This window comes from Candidatus Nitrosocosmicus agrestis, from assembly GCF_008389435.1.
Lineage (GTDB): Archaea > Thermoproteota > Nitrososphaeria > Nitrososphaerales > Nitrososphaeraceae > Nitrosocosmicus > Nitrosocosmicus agrestis.
Window position 1 is genome coordinate 20003 of sequence record NZ_VUYS01000003.1, and the last position, 22029, is coordinate 42031.

General features: G+C 33.9%; 24 protein-coding genes and 1 tRNA gene. 17 read left to right on the forward strand and 8 right to left on the reverse strand.

Annotated features, from left to right (window positions below):
- The first annotated feature begins 23 nt into the window (after window positions 1-23).
- The 3 genes from F1Z66_RS15165 to F1Z66_RS01990 all read left to right on the forward strand — a co-directional run bounded on the left by F1Z66_RS15165 (window position 24) and on the right by F1Z66_RS01990 (window position 3711).
- The gene (locus F1Z66_RS15165) at window positions 24-197 is read left to right on the forward strand and encodes a hypothetical protein (RefSeq protein WP_154670466.1); all 174 of its coding nucleotides are present in this window, start codon (window positions 24-26) and stop codon (window positions 195-197) included.
- Between the two features lie 90 nt (window positions 198-287).
- A complete protein-coding gene (locus F1Z66_RS01985) occupies window positions 288-1586 on the forward strand; it encodes a metallophosphoesterase family protein (protein ID WP_149861935.1) in 1299 nt (432 codons plus the stop codon).
- Complete coding sequence (locus F1Z66_RS01990; RefSeq protein ID WP_149861936.1) at window positions 1561-3711, forward strand: AAA family ATPase; 2151 nt, start codon at window positions 1561-1563, stop codon at window positions 3709-3711. Before F1Z66_RS01985 ends, F1Z66_RS01990 begins: the two co-directional genes overlap by 26 nt.
- 369 nt (window positions 3712-4080) lie before the next feature.
- On the opposite strand, the gene F1Z66_RS01995 is transcribed toward F1Z66_RS01990, so the two are convergent.
- Window positions 4081-4374, reverse strand: coding sequence for a hypothetical protein (locus F1Z66_RS01995; RefSeq protein WP_149861937.1), 294 nt, complete (start codon window positions 4372-4374; stop codon window positions 4081-4083).
- A 51-nt stretch (window positions 4375-4425) separates the two neighbouring features.
- Window positions 4426-6039, reverse strand: a complete 1614-nt coding sequence (locus F1Z66_RS02000) for a helicase HerA domain-containing protein (protein ID WP_230207410.1) — start codon at window positions 6037-6039, stop codon at window positions 4426-4428.
- Window positions 6040-6320: 281 nt separating this feature from the next.
- Between F1Z66_RS02000 and F1Z66_RS02005 the strand changes: the two genes are divergently transcribed.
- Together F1Z66_RS02005 and F1Z66_RS02010 are read left to right on the forward strand one after the other, a co-directional pair.
- Entirely contained in the window at window positions 6321-7130 is an 810-nt protein-coding gene (locus F1Z66_RS02005; protein WP_230207411.1) for an inositol monophosphatase family protein, read from the forward strand.
- 201 nt (window positions 7131-7331) lie between these two features.
- Window positions 7332-7619 carry a hypothetical protein gene (locus tag F1Z66_RS02010; protein ID WP_149861938.1) on the forward strand — a complete coding sequence of 96 codons (288 nt, stop codon included), beginning with the start codon at window positions 7332-7334 and terminating at the stop codon, window positions 7617-7619.
- Between the two features lie 183 nt (window positions 7620-7802).
- Here the strand turns inward: F1Z66_RS02010 and F1Z66_RS02015 are convergent, their stop codons facing one another.
- Window positions 7803-8027 carry a hypothetical protein gene (locus tag F1Z66_RS02015; RefSeq protein WP_149861939.1) on the reverse strand — a complete coding sequence of 75 codons (225 nt, stop codon included), beginning with the start codon at window positions 8025-8027 and terminating at the stop codon, window positions 7803-7805.
- 599 nt (window positions 8028-8626) lie between these two features.
- Between F1Z66_RS02015 and F1Z66_RS02020 the strand changes: the two genes are divergently transcribed.
- Complete coding sequence (locus F1Z66_RS02020) at window positions 8627-9034, forward strand: DDE-type integrase/transposase/recombinase (RefSeq protein ID WP_149861940.1); 408 nt, start codon at window positions 8627-8629, stop codon at window positions 9032-9034.
- A gap of 505 nt (window positions 9035-9539) precedes the next feature.
- On the opposite strand, the gene F1Z66_RS02025 is transcribed toward F1Z66_RS02020, so the two are convergent.
- Window positions 9540-10799 (reverse strand): NAD(P)-dependent malic enzyme, encoded by a 1260-nt coding sequence (locus F1Z66_RS02025; protein ID WP_201448612.1) that lies wholly within the window; start codon window positions 10797-10799, stop codon window positions 9540-9542.
- Window positions 10800-10886: 87 nt separating this feature from the next.
- Complete coding sequence (locus tag F1Z66_RS02030) at window positions 10887-11798, reverse strand: transcription initiation factor IIB (RefSeq protein WP_159357561.1); 912 nt, start codon at window positions 11796-11798, stop codon at window positions 10887-10889.
- Window positions 11799-11919: 121 nt separating this feature from the next.
- Here F1Z66_RS02030 and F1Z66_RS02035 point away from each other — a divergent pair, with 121 nt between their 5' ends.
- Complete coding sequence (locus tag F1Z66_RS02035; RefSeq protein ID WP_149861942.1) at window positions 11920-12450, forward strand: hypothetical protein; 531 nt, start codon at window positions 11920-11922, stop codon at window positions 12448-12450.
- A 193-nt stretch (window positions 12451-12643) separates the two neighbouring features.
- On the opposite strand, the gene F1Z66_RS02040 is transcribed toward F1Z66_RS02035, so the two are convergent.
- Entirely contained in the window at window positions 12644-12919 is a 276-nt protein-coding gene (locus F1Z66_RS02040; RefSeq protein ID WP_149861943.1) for a hypothetical protein, read from the reverse strand.
- Window positions 12920-13099: 180 nt separating this feature from the next.
- Between F1Z66_RS02040 and F1Z66_RS02045 the strand changes: the two genes are divergently transcribed.
- Together F1Z66_RS02045 and F1Z66_RS02050 are read left to right on the forward strand one after the other, a co-directional pair.
- Entirely contained in the window at window positions 13100-13300 is a 201-nt protein-coding gene (locus F1Z66_RS02045; protein ID WP_149861944.1) for a hypothetical protein, read from the forward strand.
- Between the two features lie 249 nt (window positions 13301-13549).
- Window positions 13550-13936 (forward strand): response regulator, encoded by a 387-nt coding sequence (locus F1Z66_RS02050; protein WP_149861945.1) that lies wholly within the window; start codon window positions 13550-13552, stop codon window positions 13934-13936.
- Window positions 13937-14214: 278 nt separating this feature from the next.
- On the opposite strand, the gene F1Z66_RS15170 is transcribed toward F1Z66_RS02050, so the two are convergent.
- Window positions 14215-14376 (reverse strand): hypothetical protein, encoded by a 162-nt coding sequence (locus F1Z66_RS15170; RefSeq protein ID WP_154670467.1) that lies wholly within the window; start codon window positions 14374-14376, stop codon window positions 14215-14217.
- A 1424-nt stretch (window positions 14377-15800) separates the two neighbouring features.
- On the opposite strand from F1Z66_RS15170, the gene F1Z66_RS02055 reads away from it, so the two are divergent.
- Window positions 15801-16067, forward strand: a complete 267-nt coding sequence (locus F1Z66_RS02055; RefSeq protein ID WP_149861946.1) for a hypothetical protein — start codon at window positions 15801-15803, stop codon at window positions 16065-16067.
- A 176-nt stretch (window positions 16068-16243) separates the two neighbouring features.
- On the opposite strand, the gene F1Z66_RS02060 is transcribed toward F1Z66_RS02055, so the two are convergent.
- Window positions 16244-16341: transfer RNA gene (locus F1Z66_RS02060), tRNA-Asp, on the reverse strand.
- 116 nt (window positions 16342-16457) lie between these two features.
- Here F1Z66_RS02060 and F1Z66_RS02065 point away from each other — a divergent pair.
- The 7 genes from F1Z66_RS02065 to F1Z66_RS02095 all read left to right on the forward strand — a co-directional run bounded on the left by F1Z66_RS02065 (window position 16458) and on the right by F1Z66_RS02095 (window position 22022).
- A complete protein-coding gene (locus F1Z66_RS02065; RefSeq protein ID WP_149861947.1) occupies window positions 16458-17267 on the forward strand; it encodes a helix-turn-helix transcriptional regulator in 810 nt (269 codons plus the stop codon).
- 89 nt (window positions 17268-17356) lie between these two features.
- The gene (locus F1Z66_RS02070) at window positions 17357-17566 is read left to right on the forward strand and encodes an Lrp/AsnC ligand binding domain-containing protein (protein ID WP_230207412.1); all 210 of its coding nucleotides are present in this window, start codon (window positions 17357-17359) and stop codon (window positions 17564-17566) included.
- A 94-nt stretch (window positions 17567-17660) separates the two neighbouring features.
- The gene (locus F1Z66_RS02075) at window positions 17661-17849 is read left to right on the forward strand and encodes a hypothetical protein (protein WP_149861949.1); all 189 of its coding nucleotides are present in this window, start codon (window positions 17661-17663) and stop codon (window positions 17847-17849) included.
- Window positions 17850-17890: 41 nt separating this feature from the next.
- The gene (locus tag F1Z66_RS02080; protein ID WP_149861950.1) at window positions 17891-18910 is read left to right on the forward strand and encodes a rhomboid family intramembrane serine protease; all 1020 of its coding nucleotides are present in this window, start codon (window positions 17891-17893) and stop codon (window positions 18908-18910) included.
- Between the two features lie 149 nt (window positions 18911-19059).
- Window positions 19060-19674 carry a twin-arginine translocation signal domain-containing protein gene (locus F1Z66_RS02085; RefSeq protein WP_149861951.1) on the forward strand — a complete coding sequence of 205 codons (615 nt, stop codon included), beginning with the start codon at window positions 19060-19062 and terminating at the stop codon, window positions 19672-19674.
- Complete coding sequence (locus F1Z66_RS02090) at window positions 19655-21436, forward strand: cytochrome b (RefSeq protein ID WP_230207413.1); 1782 nt, start codon at window positions 19655-19657, stop codon at window positions 21434-21436. Before F1Z66_RS02085 ends, F1Z66_RS02090 begins: the two co-directional genes overlap by 20 nt.
- 109 nt (window positions 21437-21545) lie before the next feature.
- Window positions 21546-22022 carry a cupredoxin domain-containing protein gene (locus F1Z66_RS02095; RefSeq protein ID WP_230207414.1) on the forward strand — a complete coding sequence of 159 codons (477 nt, stop codon included), beginning with the start codon at window positions 21546-21548 and terminating at the stop codon, window positions 22020-22022.
- Window positions 22023-22029: the final 7 nt, after the last annotated feature.

Below are 22029 nucleotides of genomic sequence, written 5' to 3' on the forward strand. Positions count from 1 at the left end.
GGAAATAACATTAGACTTTATCAATGAAGATTTTACAGATTGATAACACAACTTATAAAAGATTACAATCCTTGCTCGATGAATTTATCTCTATAAAGCAACAAGATGTGGATATGAATGATTTGTTAAATGAATTAATCGATAATTATCAAGAATCTCACTGGGGTGCCCTTGGAGCTGGAGCTGGAGGTGGGTAAGTTGCTTAATCAGGGTAGGCGGATAGACGAGTAAACTAGTTGATTAAAAAAATTAATGAATAAAATAAGGATTTGATCTAAATTTCCTAGTTGCTCATTTCTCATATCTCGGATATCCATCTAGGTTATGCCCAGTTTAACCTGCAAGAAAGAGAAGAGGATTTATACGAAGTATTTGATGAAGCTATCGATAAATCTATCAATGAACATGTAAGAGCGGTGATTCTTGCTGGCGATATTTTTCACAATCCAAAACCAAATGGCGCAGCAATTATAAGGCTGGCACGACAGTTAAAAAAACTTAAAGAAAAATCCATACCTGTTTTGTTTATTTTAGGTGAGCATGATATTAGCAGATCAAATGATGTTCCGTTGCCATACTTATTTCATAACTTGGGACTTGCAAGAAGACTTAAACCCGATACACCATTGCAAGTTGACAACACACTTTTCTACGGTTTTAATAAGGAAAGAAGATCGAATATCGATGGTGGTTTATTGGGGCCATTTAAGAAATTGGAATTAATTCTTAAAAGTGATGTCGAAAAATACTCTATAGAAAACAGAAACCCAAAAAAGATTTTGGTATTACATCAAGGTTTGTCTGATTTTAATAAATTTGCTGGGGAGATCCAATCAAGTGACCTACCTAAGGGATTTGATTATTATGCAATGGGTCACTATCATGATCATATTGAAAAGTCCTTTCCTTATCTAAATGGTGGAATAGTAGCATATCCTGGCTCCATAGATCTTGGCCATAACGAAATAATTTCAAACGTTGAAAAGGGGTTTATAATTGCAGATACTTCAGGCGAATCTAACAATATAAATATCAACTGGATAAGGCTTGATAGACGTCGCCCCCAATTAGAATACTATATTGATTATTCCAATTTACAGACCAACATTGATACTATTTTAGAAGAAACGAAAAGATTTGATAAAATGCCTGTAGTAAACTTGAATATAAATGGTAGCGAAATTGATCAAAGGATTTTAACCAAAAGTCTTGCAACTTTGGAAAATTCTGTATTATACTATAATTGGAATATTCGTGATGAAAAGTCAATGGATACCACCGGTTATTCTTTTGACTCGGTTAAGACTTTTGAATTAGAAAAAGAATTATCGATCTTGATTAAAAAGTCTCTATCAAAGGATCATTTGGTTGAATTGTCATTGGATTTGATGAACATGATTAATGAATCTGATTCAAGTACAGAACCTAAATACAATGAATCCTTTAACAAGTATCGAAAAAATGAAATCATCGACCATTTGTGGAAAGCGTATGAGAATAACAAACTAATTTATGATTCAAAACAACTAGACGAGGAAAAAGGCGGAGCAATAAAACGCTATGATAAAAAAACTAATATTGAATAATTTTCTGTCGCATACAAAAACTACGCTTGATTTTCATCCGGGAATCACGGTATTTGTTGGACACAATGGCTCTGGAAAATCCAGTATTATAGATTCTATTACCTTTGCCCTTTTTGATGAACATACCCGCAAATCGAACAAAAATCTATTGAGTAGGGGATTTGAAGGATTCATCAATAATGAGTCAGGTTCATACGTTATTATGGATTTTTCAGTCGGATCCAATCATTATAGGGTACAGAGACAGATAGATTCCCAGGGACGTCTAGTTTCAGCTAAACTAGATCAAATGATAAAGGAAGAAAAACGATCAAAAACCATCGTAGGCAATGAGCGTGGTTATAGACAAGTCATTTCTGGAGAAAGAAAACAACTGGGCGAGTCTGTAATTAAAGAAGTAGAAAAGGTATTGGATATGAGCTATACTAAATTGCAAATTGCTGGTATAATTCAGCAAGGTGAGATGAGCAAAATAATCGATTCGCAACCTAGAGAATTTAAAGAACTATTAAATAACATGATTGGCCTTGACCGATTAGATAATTCGCATTTGCATATGCATGGAATTATTGAAGAATTCAGAAAATCTCTAAGAAACAAAACTGGGGGATATGACGATAATCATCTTGATGGTTTAAACTTGAAAATAAAAGACAATAAATCTAAAATTCTAAAATCTCGTCAATTGCTGGATGACGTGATGGTTAAAGTATCTAACGTTGCCAAAGAACTGAGTAAATTAGACAATGAGATCGAAGTATTGGAACCTAAAATAATCAAACTCTCCGAGCTAAAGTCCTTGGAAAATTTGCTAGCGAACTATTTCAAGGAGAGATCAAGGTCTTTGAAGGTTGAAATTGACAAACTAGGTAGAATGATAAACGAGGTGGAGAATGCTTTAGATGTTTTGGAAAATAAAGACGAAGTCTTGATAACGATACAAATGGTTTCCTCTGAAAAGGATGATGTAAATAAAAAGTTAACCGATATCTCTGGAGAAATTGGAAAGTTAGAGGGATTGACCGAATGTGCAAGTAAGCTCCAGATTAAAGACGGAAAATGCCCTGTGTGTAACTCAAATATACTCTTTCTTAATCAAATGTTTGATGTCGGACATATCGCAACAGAGCTTAAACAAAAGATTCATCTAAAATCTAAAATGAGTTCTGAATTGAGTAACCTTAATAGGGAAGAACTTGATCTCAAGAAGAAAGAAAGAGCAATAGTAGCTGCAGAGAGAACAATACAAAACTATGACTATAATCCTTCCGTACAAATTAACTCTTTAAAGGACAAGTTGTATAAATTAGAGAAGGATTTTCAGACTGTTCATGATCTTGTTCCTGAGAGCCTTGATAAAGTTGAATTGTCGGCATACAAAGTGGATGAATATTCTTCTGACTTGATAGATAAAATAGCGAATTTAAGAGATGATGTGGTTGATGTGGATTCAAATCTATTTCAGCAAAAGAAGATAACCAAAAACAAGGTATCAAATGATCTGATTGAATTGCATAAGGATCGAGCAGTATTGGAAAAAACAATTATTGATCTAGAAAAGGAGACTTCACTTACAGATTCTTTAATTTCAAAGATAGAAAGTGTGTCACGGTTTATTGATGATCTAGAAAAAATTAGATCAAGGGTATTTAATAGAGACGGTATTGTGAGCTCTAGTTTAAGGACTTTTGCCATGAATCTTATTTCTTTAAAGGCTTCAGAATACATTCAGATATTCAATGTGGGTCTATCAAGGATTTCATTGATCGAAAAACCACGTGAAATCAAGATCGTGTGTTATGGTAAAAGGGGGAAAGTAGATACTGTTTCCTTAAGCGGGGGTGAAAAAGTTGCAGTCTCATTGGCCATCAGACTTGGTATTTCGTTTTTAATGGGATCTTCTAAAACCGATTTCATCATATTGGATGAACCAACTGCTAACTTGGATGAAGAAAGGAGAAAGACGTTTGTAAAGATTATTTCAGATGTTTTTAATAAAGGGACCAGTCCATTAAATCAATTGATCATTATTACTCATGATGAAGAAATATTTGAAAATTCTGAAATTGAGCAAGTATATAAATTCGAGATGACTGAAAGAGGATCCTCTGTTAAAGGCATTTAGGTAAACTAAACATTAATTTGTTTTGAGCAGAAAATATTAATACACTACTTGCTCATATAGACTTACATATCAGCAATGAAGCTAACCAGATTGCCACGAGAGGCACGTAGAACTCGGAAACCCAAGCAAGAAAATTGGACTAAATATCCATCAAAATCACTATGGATTCAGTGTACATATCATAGATGCAATTACTGTTGGCGTTATTCTGGAGGTAAGAATTGGGCAGAATGTCCGATATGCCATACCATCAGTAAGGTTTCAGTTGCTCGAAAATATTATAAATTCAATAATCCTGAGATGTGAATCTAATTCTATATAGAACTAAAATTACATTATCACAACCTGCAAGTATTTTGCTTTCTTTTTTCATTCTCCAATGAAATATGAGTTTTCTTTCTGAGCAACTATCAACTGTAAGTTGTTACCATTCGGTAAGGGTTCGCTATGATTGTTTGGTTTATTTTCTTGATTACAAATTTTTTCCAAGTCATTATATATTAATAAAGTTTTTTCTTCCCCAAATTTTTTAGGAATTGTCTGAAGATAGAAATTTAATGAATACAAGTCTTTAAATGATTCTTCATTAAGTTTTAACAAATTTTCGTCATATAAAATCAGGGAAATTTCTTGAATATACCTTGTTATGAGTGCAATTTTCATGATCTTAATTTTGGAATGTGGATATTAATTTGTATTTTTATTCCCCGTATATTATTCTATGAACTCTTCCTCAATATATTCTTCCCTAATGTGAGACTGGCTGTCTTCAATAGCCATTTCCTTTTTTTCATCTATTTCTTTCCATTCATTTACTGGATCGGGGTCTTTTCCCATAGTTCTTTCGACAACCTCATCAATTTTTATGAAGGAAGGTAAATTAACCCACTGTCCAACCAACAATGCCTCACCAGGATTTAAGGAAGGTAATTGTTCGATTATCTTTCCGTTAATGGATTCACTTGAAGATTCTATTTGTGATTGATCTTCTTGTTGCACTAATTTCATTATAGCCAGAGATCCCATTTGACTTAAGACATTTGGATCCAAAGTTCTGGGTCGCTGTGAAACTATTATCATTCCTACACCGAATTTTCTGCCCTCTCTGGCCACTTTGGATGCAATATATTTTGTATCTGTGTTCTCACTCTTGGGGATAAAAACATGAGCCTCTTCTATTACTACTATGACTGGGCCGTGAAATAAGATTTGAGTAGATGTACCCCCATTTGTTTTCATACCATGACTTTTGGCCAATTTTCTTTGATATAGAATTGATTCTAAATAGAAAGATATTGCTACATTGGCCTGTTTTTCTGTAAATTCTATTAGATTTATTATATTTATACATCCTTCCCTAATTTGTGAAACTGGATCTAACGCGTCAGCTACAAGAATGTTGTCGAACCGTCTTCTCGCATCTTTTATTTTGTCTAGAACTCTCTCTGAGGATGAAGAAAATCTTTTCTCTTTTATTCCTATGTGTCTAATATTATCTTCTAAATATTCCCAAAAAGGATCACCTATCTTCTTCTTCAATTCATCATCTTCAAAGGCTTTTAGCAATATTGTATTCTGTATATCGGCATTTTCTCTTATTTCAATAACTTCTCCAAACTTGTCTGCTGGAAGCAATCTGGGATTAATCTGTGCCTGGACAAAGTTAACATTCTTTCCACTTAGAAATCTGTACTCGTCGTGATAGTCGAAAATAACCATTGTCCCTGGAATATTTGCGACTGATTTAGCTATGACGGAAACAAGGTTACTTTTTCCCATACCTGTCATCGCTAAAATACCAAGGTGTCTTGCTGTAAGCTTGTTTGTATTTACACACACGTTGACATTGTTATTCCTGAGCAATGTTCCGATTTTGATCCATGATCCATCTTCTGAATCAAAAATTTTACTGAGAACCTTTCTATCGGCTCTAAATACCTCTGTTCCAGGAAGGGGTGGAATTTCAGGTAATATAGCTTTTGATTTTACTAGTTGTTCTTCAACCCCTAAAATCTTTACATTTACTTTGAAACTCTTGTCTCTCTTATTTATTTCCGCTACTATTTTGCTTTCTACTGCCTCTTCAAAATTAGAAATTTCATTTAATGCATCACTCTTAATAAAACAAGATTCTACGACACCTAAAATTGATTTATTTTGATTGTTAATTATGGTTATATATTCTCCCAATCCGATGGGCTCCTTGCCTTCAAATGTAATATATCCAGGCTTGGTAACTCCTATAACTATGCCCAAAAGGTCTCTATCCTTATTTTCATTGGATTGATTCTCCTTCTGGCCGACCTTTAGTCCATTGGTATATTCCATCAATTAATAGATAAGTACTTAGTGTTCTTTATATTATCATCTCTATGCATAATTTTCTTATATGATAGAGAGATTTAATGAGATATAGACAGGATTGTTTTATCTTCGCCTAATAACATCAAAATTTTGACTATATTCTATCATCATCGTTTATTTATCATGTTTGTTCAAAATAATTTCTTATTACAATCAACACCTATCAGATCGGGTAATTAGATCTTTAAAAAGCTAGGTATTTCATGGTTTTTATTTGCTATAACATAATAATATTGTGATTTGATGTGTCTATTTTAAATATTTTGAAAGAATGCGCTATTGCTGTGTTTGATGATACCAAGGATATTGTCGGGACCATCGAAGGAAAAGAGAAGTTCAACGTTGGAGCAGGTGGCGACATATCGACAAGAATAGACCTAAAAGCGGAAAGTGCTGTATTTGAGACATTAAAGAAAAATGGTTTCAAACCTACTATTATTGGGGAGGAATGTGGCGTAGTGGAAGGCAATGATAATGGATTTATAATAATGGATGGGATTGATGGTACTACAAACGCTAACAGTGGACTACCCTTTTACTGTTGTTCGCTAGCCTATTCACCTGACATACATCTTGCTTCTGTTACTGATTCTGTTGTATTTAATTTGGCAACTGGAGATATGTTTTATGCCGTTAAATCTCAGGGTTCTTTTATGAACGATATCCGAATTCATGTTGCCAAAGACTATTCTGCACCAATCAATGATATGGTTATCGGTTTGAATATTTCTGGCCTTTCTGAAATACACTTTGGATCTATTTCTAAACTGGTTTCATCGGTAAGTCATATTAGACACTTGGGTGCAAATGCCCTCGAGTTATGTTATTTTGCTAGGGGATCTATCAATGCCTATATTGATATTCGAGACAAGATTCGAGCAATCGATATGGCTGCATGTTATTTGATAGCAAAGGAAGCAGGTGGTTTGATTTTTGATATTTCAGGAAATGTTCTCAATTGTAATCTTTCTGTAGACTCTAGGATGTCATTTATTGCAGTAGGCAATGAAAAAATGTATGGATGGATTACTTCCTTACTTAAATTACCTGACTAAATTATTTTATTGAAGGATTCTTACTTCGGACGTGCAAACAACAAGTCCAACTTATTAAAAACTGGTGTCAAGAATAATTTGGATTAAACGACTTTTATATCGGAATGGAGTTTGTGTATAACTCGCTATTTATTAAAATACTGAAACTCAATTTATTATAATGATAAAAGAATTTAATAACTCCTTTAAGGTATAAGCTGTGTGGACCTTTTTCATAAGAAGTATTCATGTGAGATAGATGGACAAAAATTTGAATCTGAAAATGACCTAATGGATCATTATCATACAGTTCACCACAAAACGATATTGAAGTGCCACAAATGTGGCAGACAATTTATCCATGAAAAGGATCGATTACACCACGTTAGAGAGGAACATGAGAAGGAGATGGATGCTAGAGTCCATAAAGGCGAACACAAACACAAGGAGAATCTTAGTCCTCAGGACCAAGTAGACGCTAACATGCGAAATTTTGGAGATAATTTCTAACATACAAAATTTTTAAAAATCTTATTTGTTCAATTGTAGCATATTTGTAGATCTTTGTCTTTTTTATTTAGACTGTTAATCGTCTCTCATATTTTAGACTGCATGTATTTTCGTACATCTTAATCGATTGCTTAACTGTTTTTACTCCTGATTCTGGTGTGAAATTTGAAATCACTTTTATTATTAAGGATAAACTTTTCCACTTTGCTCTCTTTTGGATTGCGATTGTTGATGACAAGGCTGCCCCAATAATATGAGATTATGAATACTTTCTTCCTCTTCCAATTCTCTTATAAGAGGGACTGCTGATCTAAGGTCTTCATATAACGTAACTGAAAGCAAAACAATCGAACAGTTGATTACTTTTACCTCTTTTACTTTCGATTCGATTGGAGTAGAAGGTGACATGTTAATATCCTATATCTTTTTTTGAGTATCATTGATTATATAATAATAAATACATTGTTATCCAGTTCTCCCTCTGGAGTGTTAAATAAATATTTTTATATTCTTATTACTATTTCCAGTTAAATCTGGGAGTTTGTGTTTTGGCTTGTTTGCTTTTATCACAACAAACATATTCGACTTTAGTATATAGTTCATTATTTTTCCAATGATTATCAATCTCATACATGCCTGGCTACAATATTTTATTATAGAATCTTGACAAACCTGTTTATTTTCACACTAGTAGACGATCCTTAAAATGAGTTCAATACATCCGGTTTTTAAAAGCCCAATTACCCTTCCATGAGCTCTTTATTGTTTGAGGAGATGTTCTAATCGATTTTCGATATGGATTCAAGTTGGGATACCGCATTACCTCATTCTTATATCCTTCTGGAATACAGTCACTTGTTATATCTGGTGCTTTGCCTTAGTATTTTATAGTTCTTTGTATGGATGTTTTTATACTGGTATTACATTGACTCTTCTATATAATAATAGTTCAAACGGCTCTGTTCAGTTAAGGAAAACCTATAGCTTGAAGACGCCTTACGCCAAGTGTGCATATTAGAAATAAAACGTCTCCAGAGTATGTATATTGGGCTCTATATTTGTACTTTTCAGGCTTATCTCTTAGGAGAATATCTGCAAGATTATCATACTGCATTAAGCGAAACCACGTCACAATTTGGAATTGGATTCAAAAGTACCAACCCAAGCTTATCAAGACAAAACAAAGAAGGATATTTGAGTTCATATTGGATGAGACTTTACTCAAAGTAGGAGCAGAGTTAATATGGTTATGGATTGCCATCGAACCAGAAAACAGGCAAATTCTGGCACTATCCATTTCCAAGGAAAGAAACATGTTTGTAGCAGAAAGATTTCTTGATGGTTCGATCAAAGTTCATGGGAAGCATGTATCCAGTTTCTACAGATGGTGGAACATGGTATCCTCAAGCTTGTAGATTCTTAAATCTTGATCATCATATTCATTCCTCTCTAGAGAAAAGTTTGATAGAGAAAACAATGCAGTATATCAAGGATAGAACCAAATGCTTTTATGATTATTTTCCTTGTAGATTAAAGCATTGTAAACTAAATCATATACGGAACTGGCTAAACCTATTTGTTGATTTTCACAACAAAGAGTTAAAATCTGTTAACTGAACAGAGCCGTTCAAACCATTTACCTTCTTAAATATAATAAATACCATAAATCATATCTATCGTATCACTTCGACTGTTATTAACATGATGTTATTTTTTTAACAAGTGCTAACACTAATCTCTTGTTAACATCGTGACCATCTATAATTTTATTAGAATAACCATTGACACTTTTTAATACATTTTTTCTTATTACTTATTATTTATTACATCACAGCTACCTATAGCTAACCGATGTAATCTGTCTGACTAACTAAACGAGGCTACGCTTGGAAAGGTGGAAATGTGCTTTAGATTATGCAATTAGAATGGTTGTTGATTTGTTAAATATTCTTTAACTGATTTAGTAACTATGGGAAGTATTCTAGGATCATTTATTTTAGGAATAATATATAATTCATTCAAATGTTTGTTGTCAACCAAGTCTGCTATAGACTTTGACACTGTTATCAAAATATCTTCATCCAAATTTTTCATCCGAAGATCTAGTAATACTCTAAATATTGCTGGGAATACCACTGCATTATTTATTTGATTTGGGAAGTCTGATCTACCAGTTGCCACAATACTAGCACCCGATTTTTTCGCTACTTCGGGCATGATTTCAGGATGTGGATTACTAAGAGCAAATATTATTGGATTCTCATTCATAGAGTGTATTAGTTTTTCATTCAGCATGTCTGCTATTCCAGATGTGCCAATAAATACATCTGATTTTGATAATGCAATTTTGATATCGCCATTTACGTTGCTTTTATTTGTATTTGAAGCGATCTCAATTTTAAATTCATTCGTAGTGGAATGTTCTAGAAGAGTTTGGTTTTTTTGACTTGATCTATCGTTTAAACTGGAAGCAATGTCCCTTCTGTTACTACTGATAATCCCTCTGCTGTCTAGGACGAGTATATCTTTGATTCCCACCCTATGCAGGATCTTATATATTCCATATCCTGCAGACCCCGCTCCTGCAATAACCACTTTTACATTTTGGATTTCCTTTTTGACTATTCTTAATGCATTTATCAAAGCTGCTAAAGTAATTACAGCTGTACCATGTCGGTCATCATGAAATACTGGTATTGATAATTCTTTTTGAAGCTGTTCGACTATCTCTAAAACTTTGGGTGATTCGATATCTTCTATATTTATGGCTCCAAATGAGGGTTGAATTGATTTTACAAATTCTATTATCTTGGATTTGTCACTCATAGAGATGCAGAGTGGATACGCGTTTACGTTTGCTAGCGTTTTAAACAAAACTGACTTGCCCTCCATGACCGGTAGTGCTGCTTCTGGTCCTATATTGCCTAATCCTAAAACTCTAGTTCCGTCACATATTATAGCTACATTATTCCATTTTGAGGTATACTCGTAAGCTAATTCAATATTTTTTTTTATCTCTTCTGACACGAATGCCACGCCTGGAGTGTAAATCGAGGTTAATGTTCCTTGATTATTTCCTTCATCGTCGTCAAATATGTTATCGGGAGAAACTCTACTTGTAATTTCAATTTTTCCTCTCAGCATACGATGAAGGTTAATTGCATCTTCCTTTTGCGTCAAACAGTTCTATTTGGTTAAATACTTATTAAAAATTGATCTTTAGGAATAGGACTACTGCCGGCCGAGAGGATAAAAATTTATTTTAAATTAATTCAAAAATGACGCATTTACTATGACGTTTCTCACTTCCGATAGCCGTTTTCTCAAGGTCATTATGTTGATATTGGCAGCTGAAGCGATCCTAGCTTGGGATATTTTTTGTTTGTGCTTCCTGCATGTTATATAAAGAATAGCAGCAGCTATAGAAAGTGAGTTTTTGCCAGAAAATACGTTTTCATTTTGTATAGCCATTAGAGTATCGATAGATTCCCTTGCTGTTCTTTCACTTATTTCGGCTTCATCGGCTATCTTTCTAATAAAAATGGTTGGCTTAAATTGCACGTGTTTTATTTTGAGTTCTCTCATAAGAAGCCTATAACATCGTGCGGCAAAAATTTCGTCTGCCTCAACAATGGTTGAGATTTCTGTAAGAGTTCTTGGTATGTTGCTGCTTTTACATGTTAGGTACACACACGATACAATCATTTCTTTAATTGATCTACCTTTAATCAATCCCTTGCTTAAGGCCTTTTTGTAATATCCAAGTGCTTCCTCTATGCATACTGAAGAAAGAGAAAGTTTGTCCTTTATTCTATTTAACAAATCAATTACTATTTTCAAGTTTCTCTTTTTGTTCGAACAGCTTACTATTTTATTGAGAAATTCGATTTTGTTATGTTCTCTTCGATTTGAAAATCTTTTAGAAGTAGAAGTATCATAATTAGCAATGGAAGTTGACATTCCTTTATCATTTAATATGATTGAATGTGGTAATACTGTGTTTGTATCGCTCTTGATCTTATAAAAATCAGTATCAAGCTCTGCATCATATATCTTGTCTTGAACAATTATTCCACATAATTTACAAAACTTTTCTCCTTTTTCATAATCATAGATAATTGAGTGAATATGTTCTGATGATAATTTTTCTAAATTGTCAAGTATTAATTGATTAAACATGAATTTAGGTTGTAAGAAAAGGTATATCATGACAATGTTTACAATGTAATACATATTTCATATTAATTACACACAGCTACAATCAGTTACAGTTTTAAATATTGAATTCCTATAATAGTATATGAAAAATTCTTCCTCAACTGTAAGATCGTTTAGAATCGATGAATCACTTTCAGAAGTTTTAAACGGTGAGGCAGAAAGGATGGGTGTTTCTGTGAATGCGATGATCAATTCTATATTGAAACAGTATTCTGAATTTACTAGATTTCAGGCTAAACTTGATATGATGACTATAAGTCGAGAAATCTTTAAAAATCTATTGGGTCAGCTTAGCGAAAGTGAATCATATTCAATTGGGTTGGAAATGGGTAAGGATATTCCTAATGATACTATTTTATTTTGGAAAAAAAATGTATCTTACGAGTCTGTTCTAGAATATCTTGAAAAGATAATATGCACATATGGATATGTTGGTACTTTCGATGAATTAGAAACCGACAAACAGAAAATAATTGTAATAAGACACCGTTTAGGCCCTAATGGATCTAAATTTCTCCATGGGTATCTAAAATCTATGCTCAAGCAGACAGTTGATCTAGAACCTGATATTGATGTTACTGATTATTCTGTAAAGTTACAACTAAAAGTTTAACCTGACGTTCTTCGATTACTTAAAAAAAATCATCATATAATTAAATCACTGAGAAAACAAATCAACCATTTCTAGAGTGAACCGGAAAGTAATGTATAATTAATTTCTGAATTCTATTCCCGATTCTCAATAGTCTTCAAGGGTTAATAAAATAGCAATATTATAAATAATTGTAAATCTATTTTAATAATTTTTATACATCAAAATGAACTCTGATAGGGAAGTTTACTGATTCATGAAAATGAAGGTTTTTAAGCCCTCTTTCATTTATTAGGAATTCTTCAATTTTACCTGAATATCGGACGATATTTGCCGTTGTATCTGGATTAATGATCTCTGTTACATTTAATGCAATTCCATTTTGATAATCAATCTCCCATAATTCATTCACGATGCCAGTTAGAAGAACATATTCCACAGATTTAGCAGCAGAAGACGAAGGAAAATCACTTTCTTTCTCTGTGTTCAACCAATTTACTATATGGGGATATAGTTATTATATCTATTGTTGAAATTCCAAAAGAGATTTCAGTTCCTAGTTCAAAAGCCAAAATTGCTTGCCTTTTTTAATTTTTTATTCTGTGGATCTTAATAAAAGTTGTTATATATATGATTCATGTCCGAAAATTCAAAAATCAAGTGGTCGGATATGATTAAGAAGGAAGCAAGAGGAATAAACGACTTTGATTTAGGCGAGGTGCAAGAAATAAGTGAAGATTACGTAATAACTGAACGAGGATTAGCACAAAAGAACAAGTTCATTATCCCAAAAATTTTGAGTTCTTGCTACGATGGTCACAATTTGCATTTTAATATTTCTGAGCAGGAGGCAAGCAAATACATGCAGTAGTTAATTAATCCAGATTACCGTGATAGGATTTTAGTTTTCGAAATAATTGCGGAATGACCGCACTGGTGCATTTAGAACATGATTCAAGAGTACTGGTTTTGATTAAATTCCTTTCATATATCTCACTTTTAATTATTTAATTCCTAAGATAATTATTTCTTCATTTGTAAAAAATCAAATCCTTCCCTTGAAATATTATGGTTTATTAATACTACTTGTGTTTATACCATTGCAGAAGTGATCCGCATTATGATTATTGAAGATGAGCAGGATTTACTGAATCTTTACAAGGATTTTCTTGTCAATAAGGGATATCACATTTCTGTAACAAATACCACTGCTTCAAACATTATGGGCGACTACGAAGAATTTAAACCGGATTTAGTTATTCTTGATTACAAGCTGCCAGATGGCAAAAATGGACTGGAAGCCGCGAATGAAATTTTTGCTAAGTATCCACTTGCATCAATTCTTATTATTTCTGCTTATGATTCAGTCAAACAAGCTTTTAATAGTGAGAAGAGGTTTGTTTCTAAGAACATCAAACTTCTTATCAAACCTTTTAAACTTGCAAAACTAAACGAGCTGACAATCGAATTAGTCAATAAGCAAACTAACAAGCGAAACAGAATATGATTTGTTAAAAATATTTTCGTGATAAAGAATTTAGAAATTTTATAGGAAAATGTGGTATATTAAGATTGTATATATACCTTCACTATGATACATGGTAAATGCACCATCTTTTAAAATTCAAAATATCAGAACTAATATTAGATCTGGGTTTGGTTGGAAAAAGTATTTTGAGCAAATGAGCTTACAATGATTAGTTAAAAGTGGTTTAATGCAGATGGTTATATGGAAATCATTTCAATTAGATGAAGTGTTTCGGTAGTGAGACCTAATAAAGGATTTCAGCCTCCTCCTCCATCCTTTCCACCTGCAGAGTTTTCCACTTCCAGTTCCTTCAATTCATCATCCAATTCTGACTTTGTTTTAGTTATGGGTTTTAACATCTCTTTCTTTAATTTGTCATTCTCAGATAAATCGTCCTCATTATTCCTACCGTCGTCCATTTCTCTAAATACTACACGATTATAAATAAACTTAAACTGTTCTTATTCCTATTATATGATATAAAACAGGTATTCGAACATTGATATTCTCCCAAGTTGAAACGGCCCACATAAACGCCGTTTGTTCATTTTCGCGTTGGAAGTACTATGACATTCAAATCCCGTAGCAATCCCTTACCTAGTTCGTGGTTTAGATATCTAATTTAGTGAGATTCAATTATACTAACATAAGCTATTCACTTCCATTATATTTTTCATCCATTATATTACTTTAAAAGGCGGTTCTCTATTAAAAAAATTCTTCAACTCTTATCTGGTCAGTAGAAAAAAACTTGTTTTTTTAGTTTTATTTATCTGATGGGGTGTTATTAACGAAAACACACATCTATACATTGAATATGTCAATTTCAATCAAGTTGGGCAAAAGTTGCAGAATGCGTTCTAACAAACATTTGCCATCATCTGAATTTGCACTATCTTGACTTTCCATAAATAAACATTATCGTGTTATTATATCCGTATGTAGTTAATTGGGGCTGGGTTGCCGTTTGGAGGTAGATTCTACACGTTCTTATACTATCCCTTTTATCTAATCTAGTGGAGTATTTGAGTTCAATGGGCGAGATTTTACTCCAAGTTGACTTGACTAATATAGTTGTGGCTGACCTTTGAACCAGAAAGTAAGCGTACTCGGATCACTTTTGTTAATAATATCCATAGACATGGAAACATATTTGATGCTCAAAGATTTCTATTTGAATTTACAAAGGACTAAGTAAAACATCTTTTTTCTACTGAAGGTAGATCTCTCACTCCTGCCTAAACTCCCGCAGTTAAAGAATCACTTTCATTGCTCTTACAAGAAAAGCATTTTTAAGAGAGGTAACCAAATGGTGTGATTGAATAGGTCTAATAACCTTATGGTTATTTTCCTTGCAGAATAAAAAATTTCAAATTAAATAAAGCGCGGAACTAATCGAATCTAATTATGACTATCACAAAAGAAGTCAAAACCAGTTATAAGAAAAGAACCATTCTAATCCCATAATAAGATAAACCCCAGATGCTGATGCATTTTTTTCTTTATCTTTAAAAGTTAAGTGGTATCTTTTAAAAAGAACATGAGTCATCTTCACCTTAACAAACCTATCTAGTTTGTTAGTTGTCAATCCTAGTTAAACCGATTTAGAAGTTTGAGCAGATATTGGTATATTGGCCAAAATTGATTAGGTATTGGGTCAGAAGAGACACAAGCTTTTATACTTCTCTCACCCAGTAGTAAAAGCAGAAATTTTACCATTAAAATATGGTTACTAGTATTAGAAATATCTGTAGTATTTTTAACTCAAAAGAGCTCGTATGTTAACGAAACCTAAAGTTAATTAATTTAAAAACTTATATGTGAAAAACGATATTCACAATCAATGGTTAGTTATAAACCAGTTATAATCGCTGGTGCAATTCTGGCAGTTATTGGCCTTGTTGGAGTAGCCATCGTGGGACCAGTCGTAATTACCGCTGCTATTCCTGATACTGACTTTAATATACAATCTCCCCCTAATGTTACTGAATTTAATAACCCGATGGCAAATCTTGAAATTGGGTTTATGGGATTAATTATAATCGGTTTAATCGTGGGTCTTTATGGGTGGGATATGAAGAAAGCCCAGAAGGCTGCTCTCACGACTTAAATTTATCAAGCTAAAATCCAATTATCTCCTGTTTTTTTTGATTCGTTTGTAAAATATAATAATGTTATTTTGATATTTAGAATCATAAAATACCTGTCAATCTTTTAAAAGCTATGTAAATCCTACGAACCGGCTTCCACGTTGGATTAAGATTGTAAGTTCTTGTAATAAACAAGCGCCCGGGCCGGGATTCGAACCCGGGTCAAGGGAGTGACAGTCCCCCATACTGGACCGGATTATACAATGCCTTCTTGCATTTCTATACTACCCGGGCACTACCTTTTCCTGATTATAAAACTAATTAAAACGTTTTGTTTTTAAATTTTATTCCAAAAAACTGGATGTTTTATACTTTTTCAAGTTTAAATCCAAGTACATTCAACCTATTTTATGCTCAGTCAGGCCGATGATGATTTTCAATCAGTTTTTTTTGAACTAGCAGGCGATCTGAGGATATATATGTTGCTAAAACTATCCGTTAAACCTTACAGATTATCCCAACTGGCTGCGGACCTAGACGCTACAATGCAAGAGTCACATAGAAATATCAATCGTTTAATCGATTCGAAACTCGTAAAAAAGACTGGTGAGGGAGAACTGTTGTTAACCCCTTACGGTGAGATAATTGTATCACTTATTCCAAATTTCAATTTCCCATTTAGGCATAAAGATTATTTTCAAGAACACACTCTCAGCAATTTACCATTAAAATTCGTTCAAAGAATCGGTTCTTTGAATAATTGTGAGGTCGTAATCGGTGTGATGGCTGTGCTCCAGAGATGGAAAGCAGTGTACAACAACTCTCGCGAATATATAAAGGAAGTAATTTCTCAAGTTCCAATTGATCTTATCGAAACAATCGCAGATCGTGTAAATAATAATGTAAAGTTTTCATATATTTTTCCGTCTGATGTCGTAATACCAAGAGGTAGAAATGAAATCTTAAAGAAATTGGGGTGGAAGAACTTGGTTTCAAAAGGGATAGTGGAACGACGAATGGTCGATAAAGTCAATATTGTCACGGTATTTAATGAGAAGGAATCATGTTTGTCGTTTCCAACTCTTAAAGGGGAACCAGACTTGAATATAATGTTTTATAGCAAGGATGAATCCTTCCACGATTGGTGTGTAGATTTTTTTGAATATGAGTGGGACAAAGCCAAGTTATTTGACGAATCTAAACTAGGTCCTGAGATTTAATGTAATGAAGGATGGTAGTGCCTTTATAAATATCACCTTTTTATATATGTTCAAATATTACTTGGTATATGCCAGAAGCTTTTGTGCTTATGAATGCAGAATTGGGAAGTGAGGAATCTATTGTTAATGAATTAAAAAGGATAGATTTGGTAAAACATGTTTATCAAGTTTATGGTGTTTATGATATAGTTGCACTTGTAGAAGGTGAAAGCATGGATAAAGTCAAAGAAACTATAACTTGGAAGCTACGAAAACTGAATGGTGTTAAATCTACACTGACTATGATTGTGATGGAATAATTATGTATTATTTTTTTAATTGACTTGTATAAAAAAATTCTGGTGAAATATTGTTACAGCAACTTTAATCTATTTCTTTATTTTTTAATTTATTATGAAATTATTCTCAAAAAAGAATAAGAAAGAGAAAACTAACAAGGCAGAAATGCAGCCTCATCAAAAGAAGTGTCAATATTGTGATATGGTTTTTGATGATGAGGATCGATTAAAGCGTCATACTAGAAAGGCACATAATGATAAAAATGGTGATATGCCCAATTTTAATCCGTTTGGCCCAAGTTAGTTCTAATATGATTTAAATTTGATTCAAAAGCAGTACTGAATATGTTTCCTATTCATGATGATACCCCAAGAATGAATGGGCGGCCGTATGTTAACTACGGTTTGATTGGATTAAACATTCTGGTGTTCATATATGAGGTCATACTAACTTCAAATTTTGCCAATAGATTGGCAGTAATCGAATTGTATTCAAATTATGGTTCAATCCCTAACCTAGTACTATCGGGTGAAAACTTGGGGTCGTTATTTAGCTCTATGTTTATGCATGGAAGTATTGCTCATCTCTTGGGTAATATGTTTTTCTTATATGTCTTCGGTGATAATCTGGAAGATCGTTTTGGTCATTTTAGGTATTTAATACTATATCTCTTCTGGGGAGTGTTGGCTTCATTTGCTCATGGTATATATGCAATTTCAACAGGAGATGGAAATATCCCAGCTATAGGCGCGTCGGGAGCTATATCAGGAGTACTCGGGGCATATTTAATATTCTTTCCTCACGCAAAAATTCATACTATAATTTTTGCATTCTTTATTACCACTGTTCGGATACCGGCAATAGCTTATATTCCGTTTTGGTTTATTATGCAACTCGTATTTGCCATTATTGGTCAATCGGGAGGGGTGGCATATCTAGCACACATTGGAGGTTTCATGATTGGTCTCTTGTCTGCTTATTTGTGGAAGCTCATTCACAATATACAATCTGGCACGTCACTTTATCAAAGACATAATTATCGACCTAAACCTTCATCTCACAATTTTAATACTATCTCTACCCGGAAATATTCCAACTCTAATCACGAAAGTTCAAACGAAAATATATCTCATCCGGAGGTGATTGTTGGTGAAAATTTTGTAGACATCATTTTCGAAGCTAAATATATTAGCGATGTAGGTCAGATAGAGGTCGAATTTAATAAAACCACGAAAACATTGTATATTCGTGATACAAACTCAAATATTATTACCTCCGTAATTGTCCCAGGCGAGAATTTGAAGAAATATATGGTCTCAAATTTTTCAGCCAAAAATGGGATAATAAAGATAAGAATAATCTAAATTTCAGAAATTGGGAGTAAATAATGCAGTAAGAAGACCGCCCTATCTGATAACAAGATTTTATTAATCAAGTGTTTTCTGGGAATATGAAGATTGAAAAGAAACTTATATAAAGATTTATAAGATATCTTTCTGCATTTTTGGTTATAATGTCTCAACGACAACCTCCAAAAGTTGACGGAGGAAAAATTTCCCGTAGAGATTTTTTAAAGTTGCTTGCTGCTGCAGGTACGGTCATGACTTTTACACCATTTGTAGAATGGGGAAAATTTCTGCCCAATCCGAGAGAATCGAATGAGGAAAGATCTAAGGTTGTTTTACCTGATGGAAGCCAAGCAAATGTTAATACTTTTAAGGTTAATCACGCTGAAGCAGTGGTTTATCCTCTGTCAGAAGATCCTGTATTAAATGAGGAGGCCTTTAGGACCTGGCAATTCATTCGTCTTCCACCAGAGTTAGGTGGTGAAAAGAATGATGCAACTGCGTTTCGTATGTATAGTATGGTTTGTTTGCATCTTTGGTGTTTGTGGAAATATTGGCCCGAAGATGGAAGGAAACGTGGGGAGTGCCCATGTCATGGGTCAATGTATGATCCATTAACCGGAGAAGCCTTTGCGGGACCTGCTTCATTACAAGCTCCTCCCTCAAACGTGTTACCAAGTTTGGATTTAGAAGTAGATGACGAAGGTAATATATGGATAAAACCTCCTAATTGGTCGCCATCCGGAAATGGTGTAGTAGGATATGGGCGTTTCCTCGCTTAGTAGAGATAATAGCCTCGTAAGGCTGTTCAAGTGGATCTATGCTGGGTTCGATCGAACTATATTTATGGGATTAAAATTTACAATTCCTACCAAGTTTGTCAGTCCTTTGGGCTTTTTGGGGATGCTTACCTTTGTTGTTTTCATAATCTTGGGGATTACCGGTGCCTTTTTGATGCTGTGGTATGAGCCAATTTTGGATAGGGCTTGGGATAGTGTAGAAAAAATTAACGACACCATTCCTTATGGTTTCCATATGAGAAATATCCACTATCATGCTTCAAATGCTATGGTGATGCTTGCTATACTTCATATGTATTATCAATTCTTTAGTGGTAGATACAAGATTAGAAATGAAATGCTTTGGGTCACCGGTGTCCTTTTGGGTGTTTTAACTATACTTGAAGCATTCACTGGATACGATATTATCTTTAGTGAAAGAGCTGAATTGGCAATTTCTATAGCGGCGTCTTTGACCAATTCGATTCCTATACTTGGCCCAGATATGATGAACGCGTTCTTTGGGTCTGGATTTCATGATTTCGTGCTTAGATTCTATGCTTTCCATGTGTTCTTCTTGCCTATAGTACTGTTAGGGTTGATGGTAGTACACTTTCCAAGATTCTTGGTATTCGATGTGCCTATGGTCATGGCAGTAGCTGGAGCGATCATGCTTACAGGTGGGGTCTTTCCAATCGATTTGGGACTTAAATTCGATCCCAACGTACCGCCTGGTATTACTGTACCCGAATGGTATTTGACAGGACTTTATGCATTTTTAAGAAGTGCGTTTGACAAATTTACAACCGGTGTAGCGTGGCCAGGGCTTTTTATTTTTACTTTGTTGATTATGCCTTTTATCGACAAATACAAAAAGTTCTCCTGGAAGGATCGGCCAATCATAAGTGCATTGGGCATTACTAGTATAGCACAGATTATTGTTACAACCTACTGGGGGTTTTATATTGATCCAGATAGGACCAAGTCGTTGCTTGAAAGATTGATGATCGATCCAATATTTTTGTATACTGTAATGGTACTGCTCGTGCCACTATCATTTGGTTTTACGTATTTGATGATCAAGATAGCAAAGAATGCAGAGGCAAATGCGAAGAAACAAAAACCATCTGAAAAGAATCCTATCCAGCTGCCGGCGAAGTGGTTATACATATTGTTTGTAGCTTTAATCGGATTTCAAGTATACTTGAATATAGCCGCTTATTATGCGGTCTTGGATGGTATGAAAAACTATTCTCTTTTCCTGATTGGTATATTAATGCTGGTCTTTGCCGGTATGTTCCATTTGTACAGATACGGCCGAGGATTATCAAAATCTAATGTAGAGATTGTTACTACAAATAAACGAAAATTTATCTTCCCTTCCATTGGAGGTTCAAAAAGGAAATCTTTGGAGGACAGATCAACTTCTATGGATCCATCAAAAATTGGACCTACTGAGGACAACCCTCTCCTTTCATCAACTGAAAAGAAGGACATACCTGTACCAGAAATTGGGACACATAAAGGCGGTAAGTCATCTCCTATGTATTCAAAAGATACAAGTCCTACTGATACCAGAAATGCAGACATTGATTTACCCGAAAATAGTGTGAGCAAAACTAAGATTAATAAACAGAGTCAGACATCAAATTTGGATCAAAACGTGAGGAGTTTTCCATACGATAAATTAAATGACGGTCAAAAAAGAGATGATGCATTTGTTGAAACCACTAGAGATGGGGATAAGTCTACTCCTGTTAGATAGGGATAGAGATTTATTCATAATCCCATGCTGCGAATCAGTGATTAAAGTAGAAGTTGGATATTAAATGAGAAATAAAATATTTATTATTGTTAGGAGGAGTACCTAACAATTGGAAAGAACTAAGAAACAGTCTCAGATTGGTGGAATTAGTATTATTTCCTTTATAGTAATTGTGACGATTAGTTTGGCTTATTATCAATTCGTTTTTACACCTGCGATGAATGCAAAACCTGAGGTAGCCGCAGAAGTTTTGAATCCTCCTGGTTCAACAGAAATCTCGATCGCGGAAGGGTCATCACAACCATCAAATCCTATCTTCTTTACACCTAAAGAGGTTCGTGCTACATTAGGTGAATCCAATAAAGTGATTTGGACCAATCATGATGTAACTGCCCACTCTGTAACAACGGATGATAATTATGTTGACCCCACTAATGGTAGATTTGACACTTTGTCTACAATCGGTTTAATTCCTCCACAGGGTACTTTTGACTTCACTTTTACCCAAGAAGGAGACTATCTATATCATTGTGAACCTCACCCGTGGATGACTGGAAAGGTGTCTGTCACAGAGAGCTTTTCTTAGTTATCAA

Coding starts and splice junctions, on each gene's coding strand:
- F1Z66_RS02070 (WP_230207412.1), top strand. CDS start 17,357: ATGAATGCAGAATTGGGAAGTGAGGAATCTATTGTTAATGAATTAAAA.
- F1Z66_RS02000 (WP_230207410.1), bottom strand. CDS start 6,039: ATGGAATATACCAATGGACTAAAGGTCGGCCAGAAGGAGAATCAATCC.
- F1Z66_RS15165 (WP_154670466.1), top strand. CDS start 24: ATGAAGATTTTACAGATTGATAACACAACTTATAAAAGATTACAATCC.
- F1Z66_RS02050 (WP_149861945.1), top strand. CDS start 13,550: ATGATTATTGAAGATGAGCAGGATTTACTGAATCTTTACAAGGATTTT.
- F1Z66_RS02015 (WP_149861939.1), bottom strand. CDS start 8,027: ATGTCACCTTCTACTCCAATCGAATCGAAAGTAAAAGAGGTAAAAGTA.
- F1Z66_RS02075 (WP_149861949.1), top strand. CDS start 17,661: ATGAAATTATTCTCAAAAAAGAATAAGAAAGAGAAAACTAACAAGGCA.
- F1Z66_RS02090 (WP_230207413.1), top strand. CDS start 19,655: ATGGGCGTTTCCTCGCTTAGTAGAGATAATAGCCTCGTAAGGCTGTTC.
- F1Z66_RS15170 (WP_154670467.1), bottom strand. CDS start 14,376: ATGGACGACGGTAGGAATAATGAGGACGATTTATCTGAGAATGACAAA.
- F1Z66_RS02080 (WP_149861950.1), top strand. CDS start 17,891: ATGTTTCCTATTCATGATGATACCCCAAGAATGAATGGGCGGCCGTAT.
- F1Z66_RS02030 (WP_159357561.1), bottom strand. CDS start 11,798: ATGTTTAATCAATTAATACTTGACAATTTAGAAAAATTATCATCAGAA.
- F1Z66_RS02055 (WP_149861946.1), top strand. CDS start 15,801: ATGGTTAGTTATAAACCAGTTATAATCGCTGGTGCAATTCTGGCAGTT.
- F1Z66_RS01990 (WP_149861936.1), top strand. CDS start 1,561: ATGATAAAAAAACTAATATTGAATAATTTTCTGTCGCATACAAAAACT.
- F1Z66_RS01995 (WP_149861937.1), bottom strand. CDS start 4,374: ATGAAAATTGCACTCATAACAAGGTATATTCAAGAAATTTCCCTGATT.
- F1Z66_RS02065 (WP_149861947.1), top strand. CDS start 16,458: ATGCTCAGTCAGGCCGATGATGATTTTCAATCAGTTTTTTTTGAACTA.
- F1Z66_RS02045 (WP_149861944.1), top strand. CDS start 13,100: ATGATTAAGAAGGAAGCAAGAGGAATAAACGACTTTGATTTAGGCGAG.
- F1Z66_RS02085 (WP_149861951.1), top strand. CDS start 19,060: ATGTCTCAACGACAACCTCCAAAAGTTGACGGAGGAAAAATTTCCCGT.
- F1Z66_RS02035 (WP_149861942.1), top strand. CDS start 11,920: ATGAAAAATTCTTCCTCAACTGTAAGATCGTTTAGAATCGATGAATCA.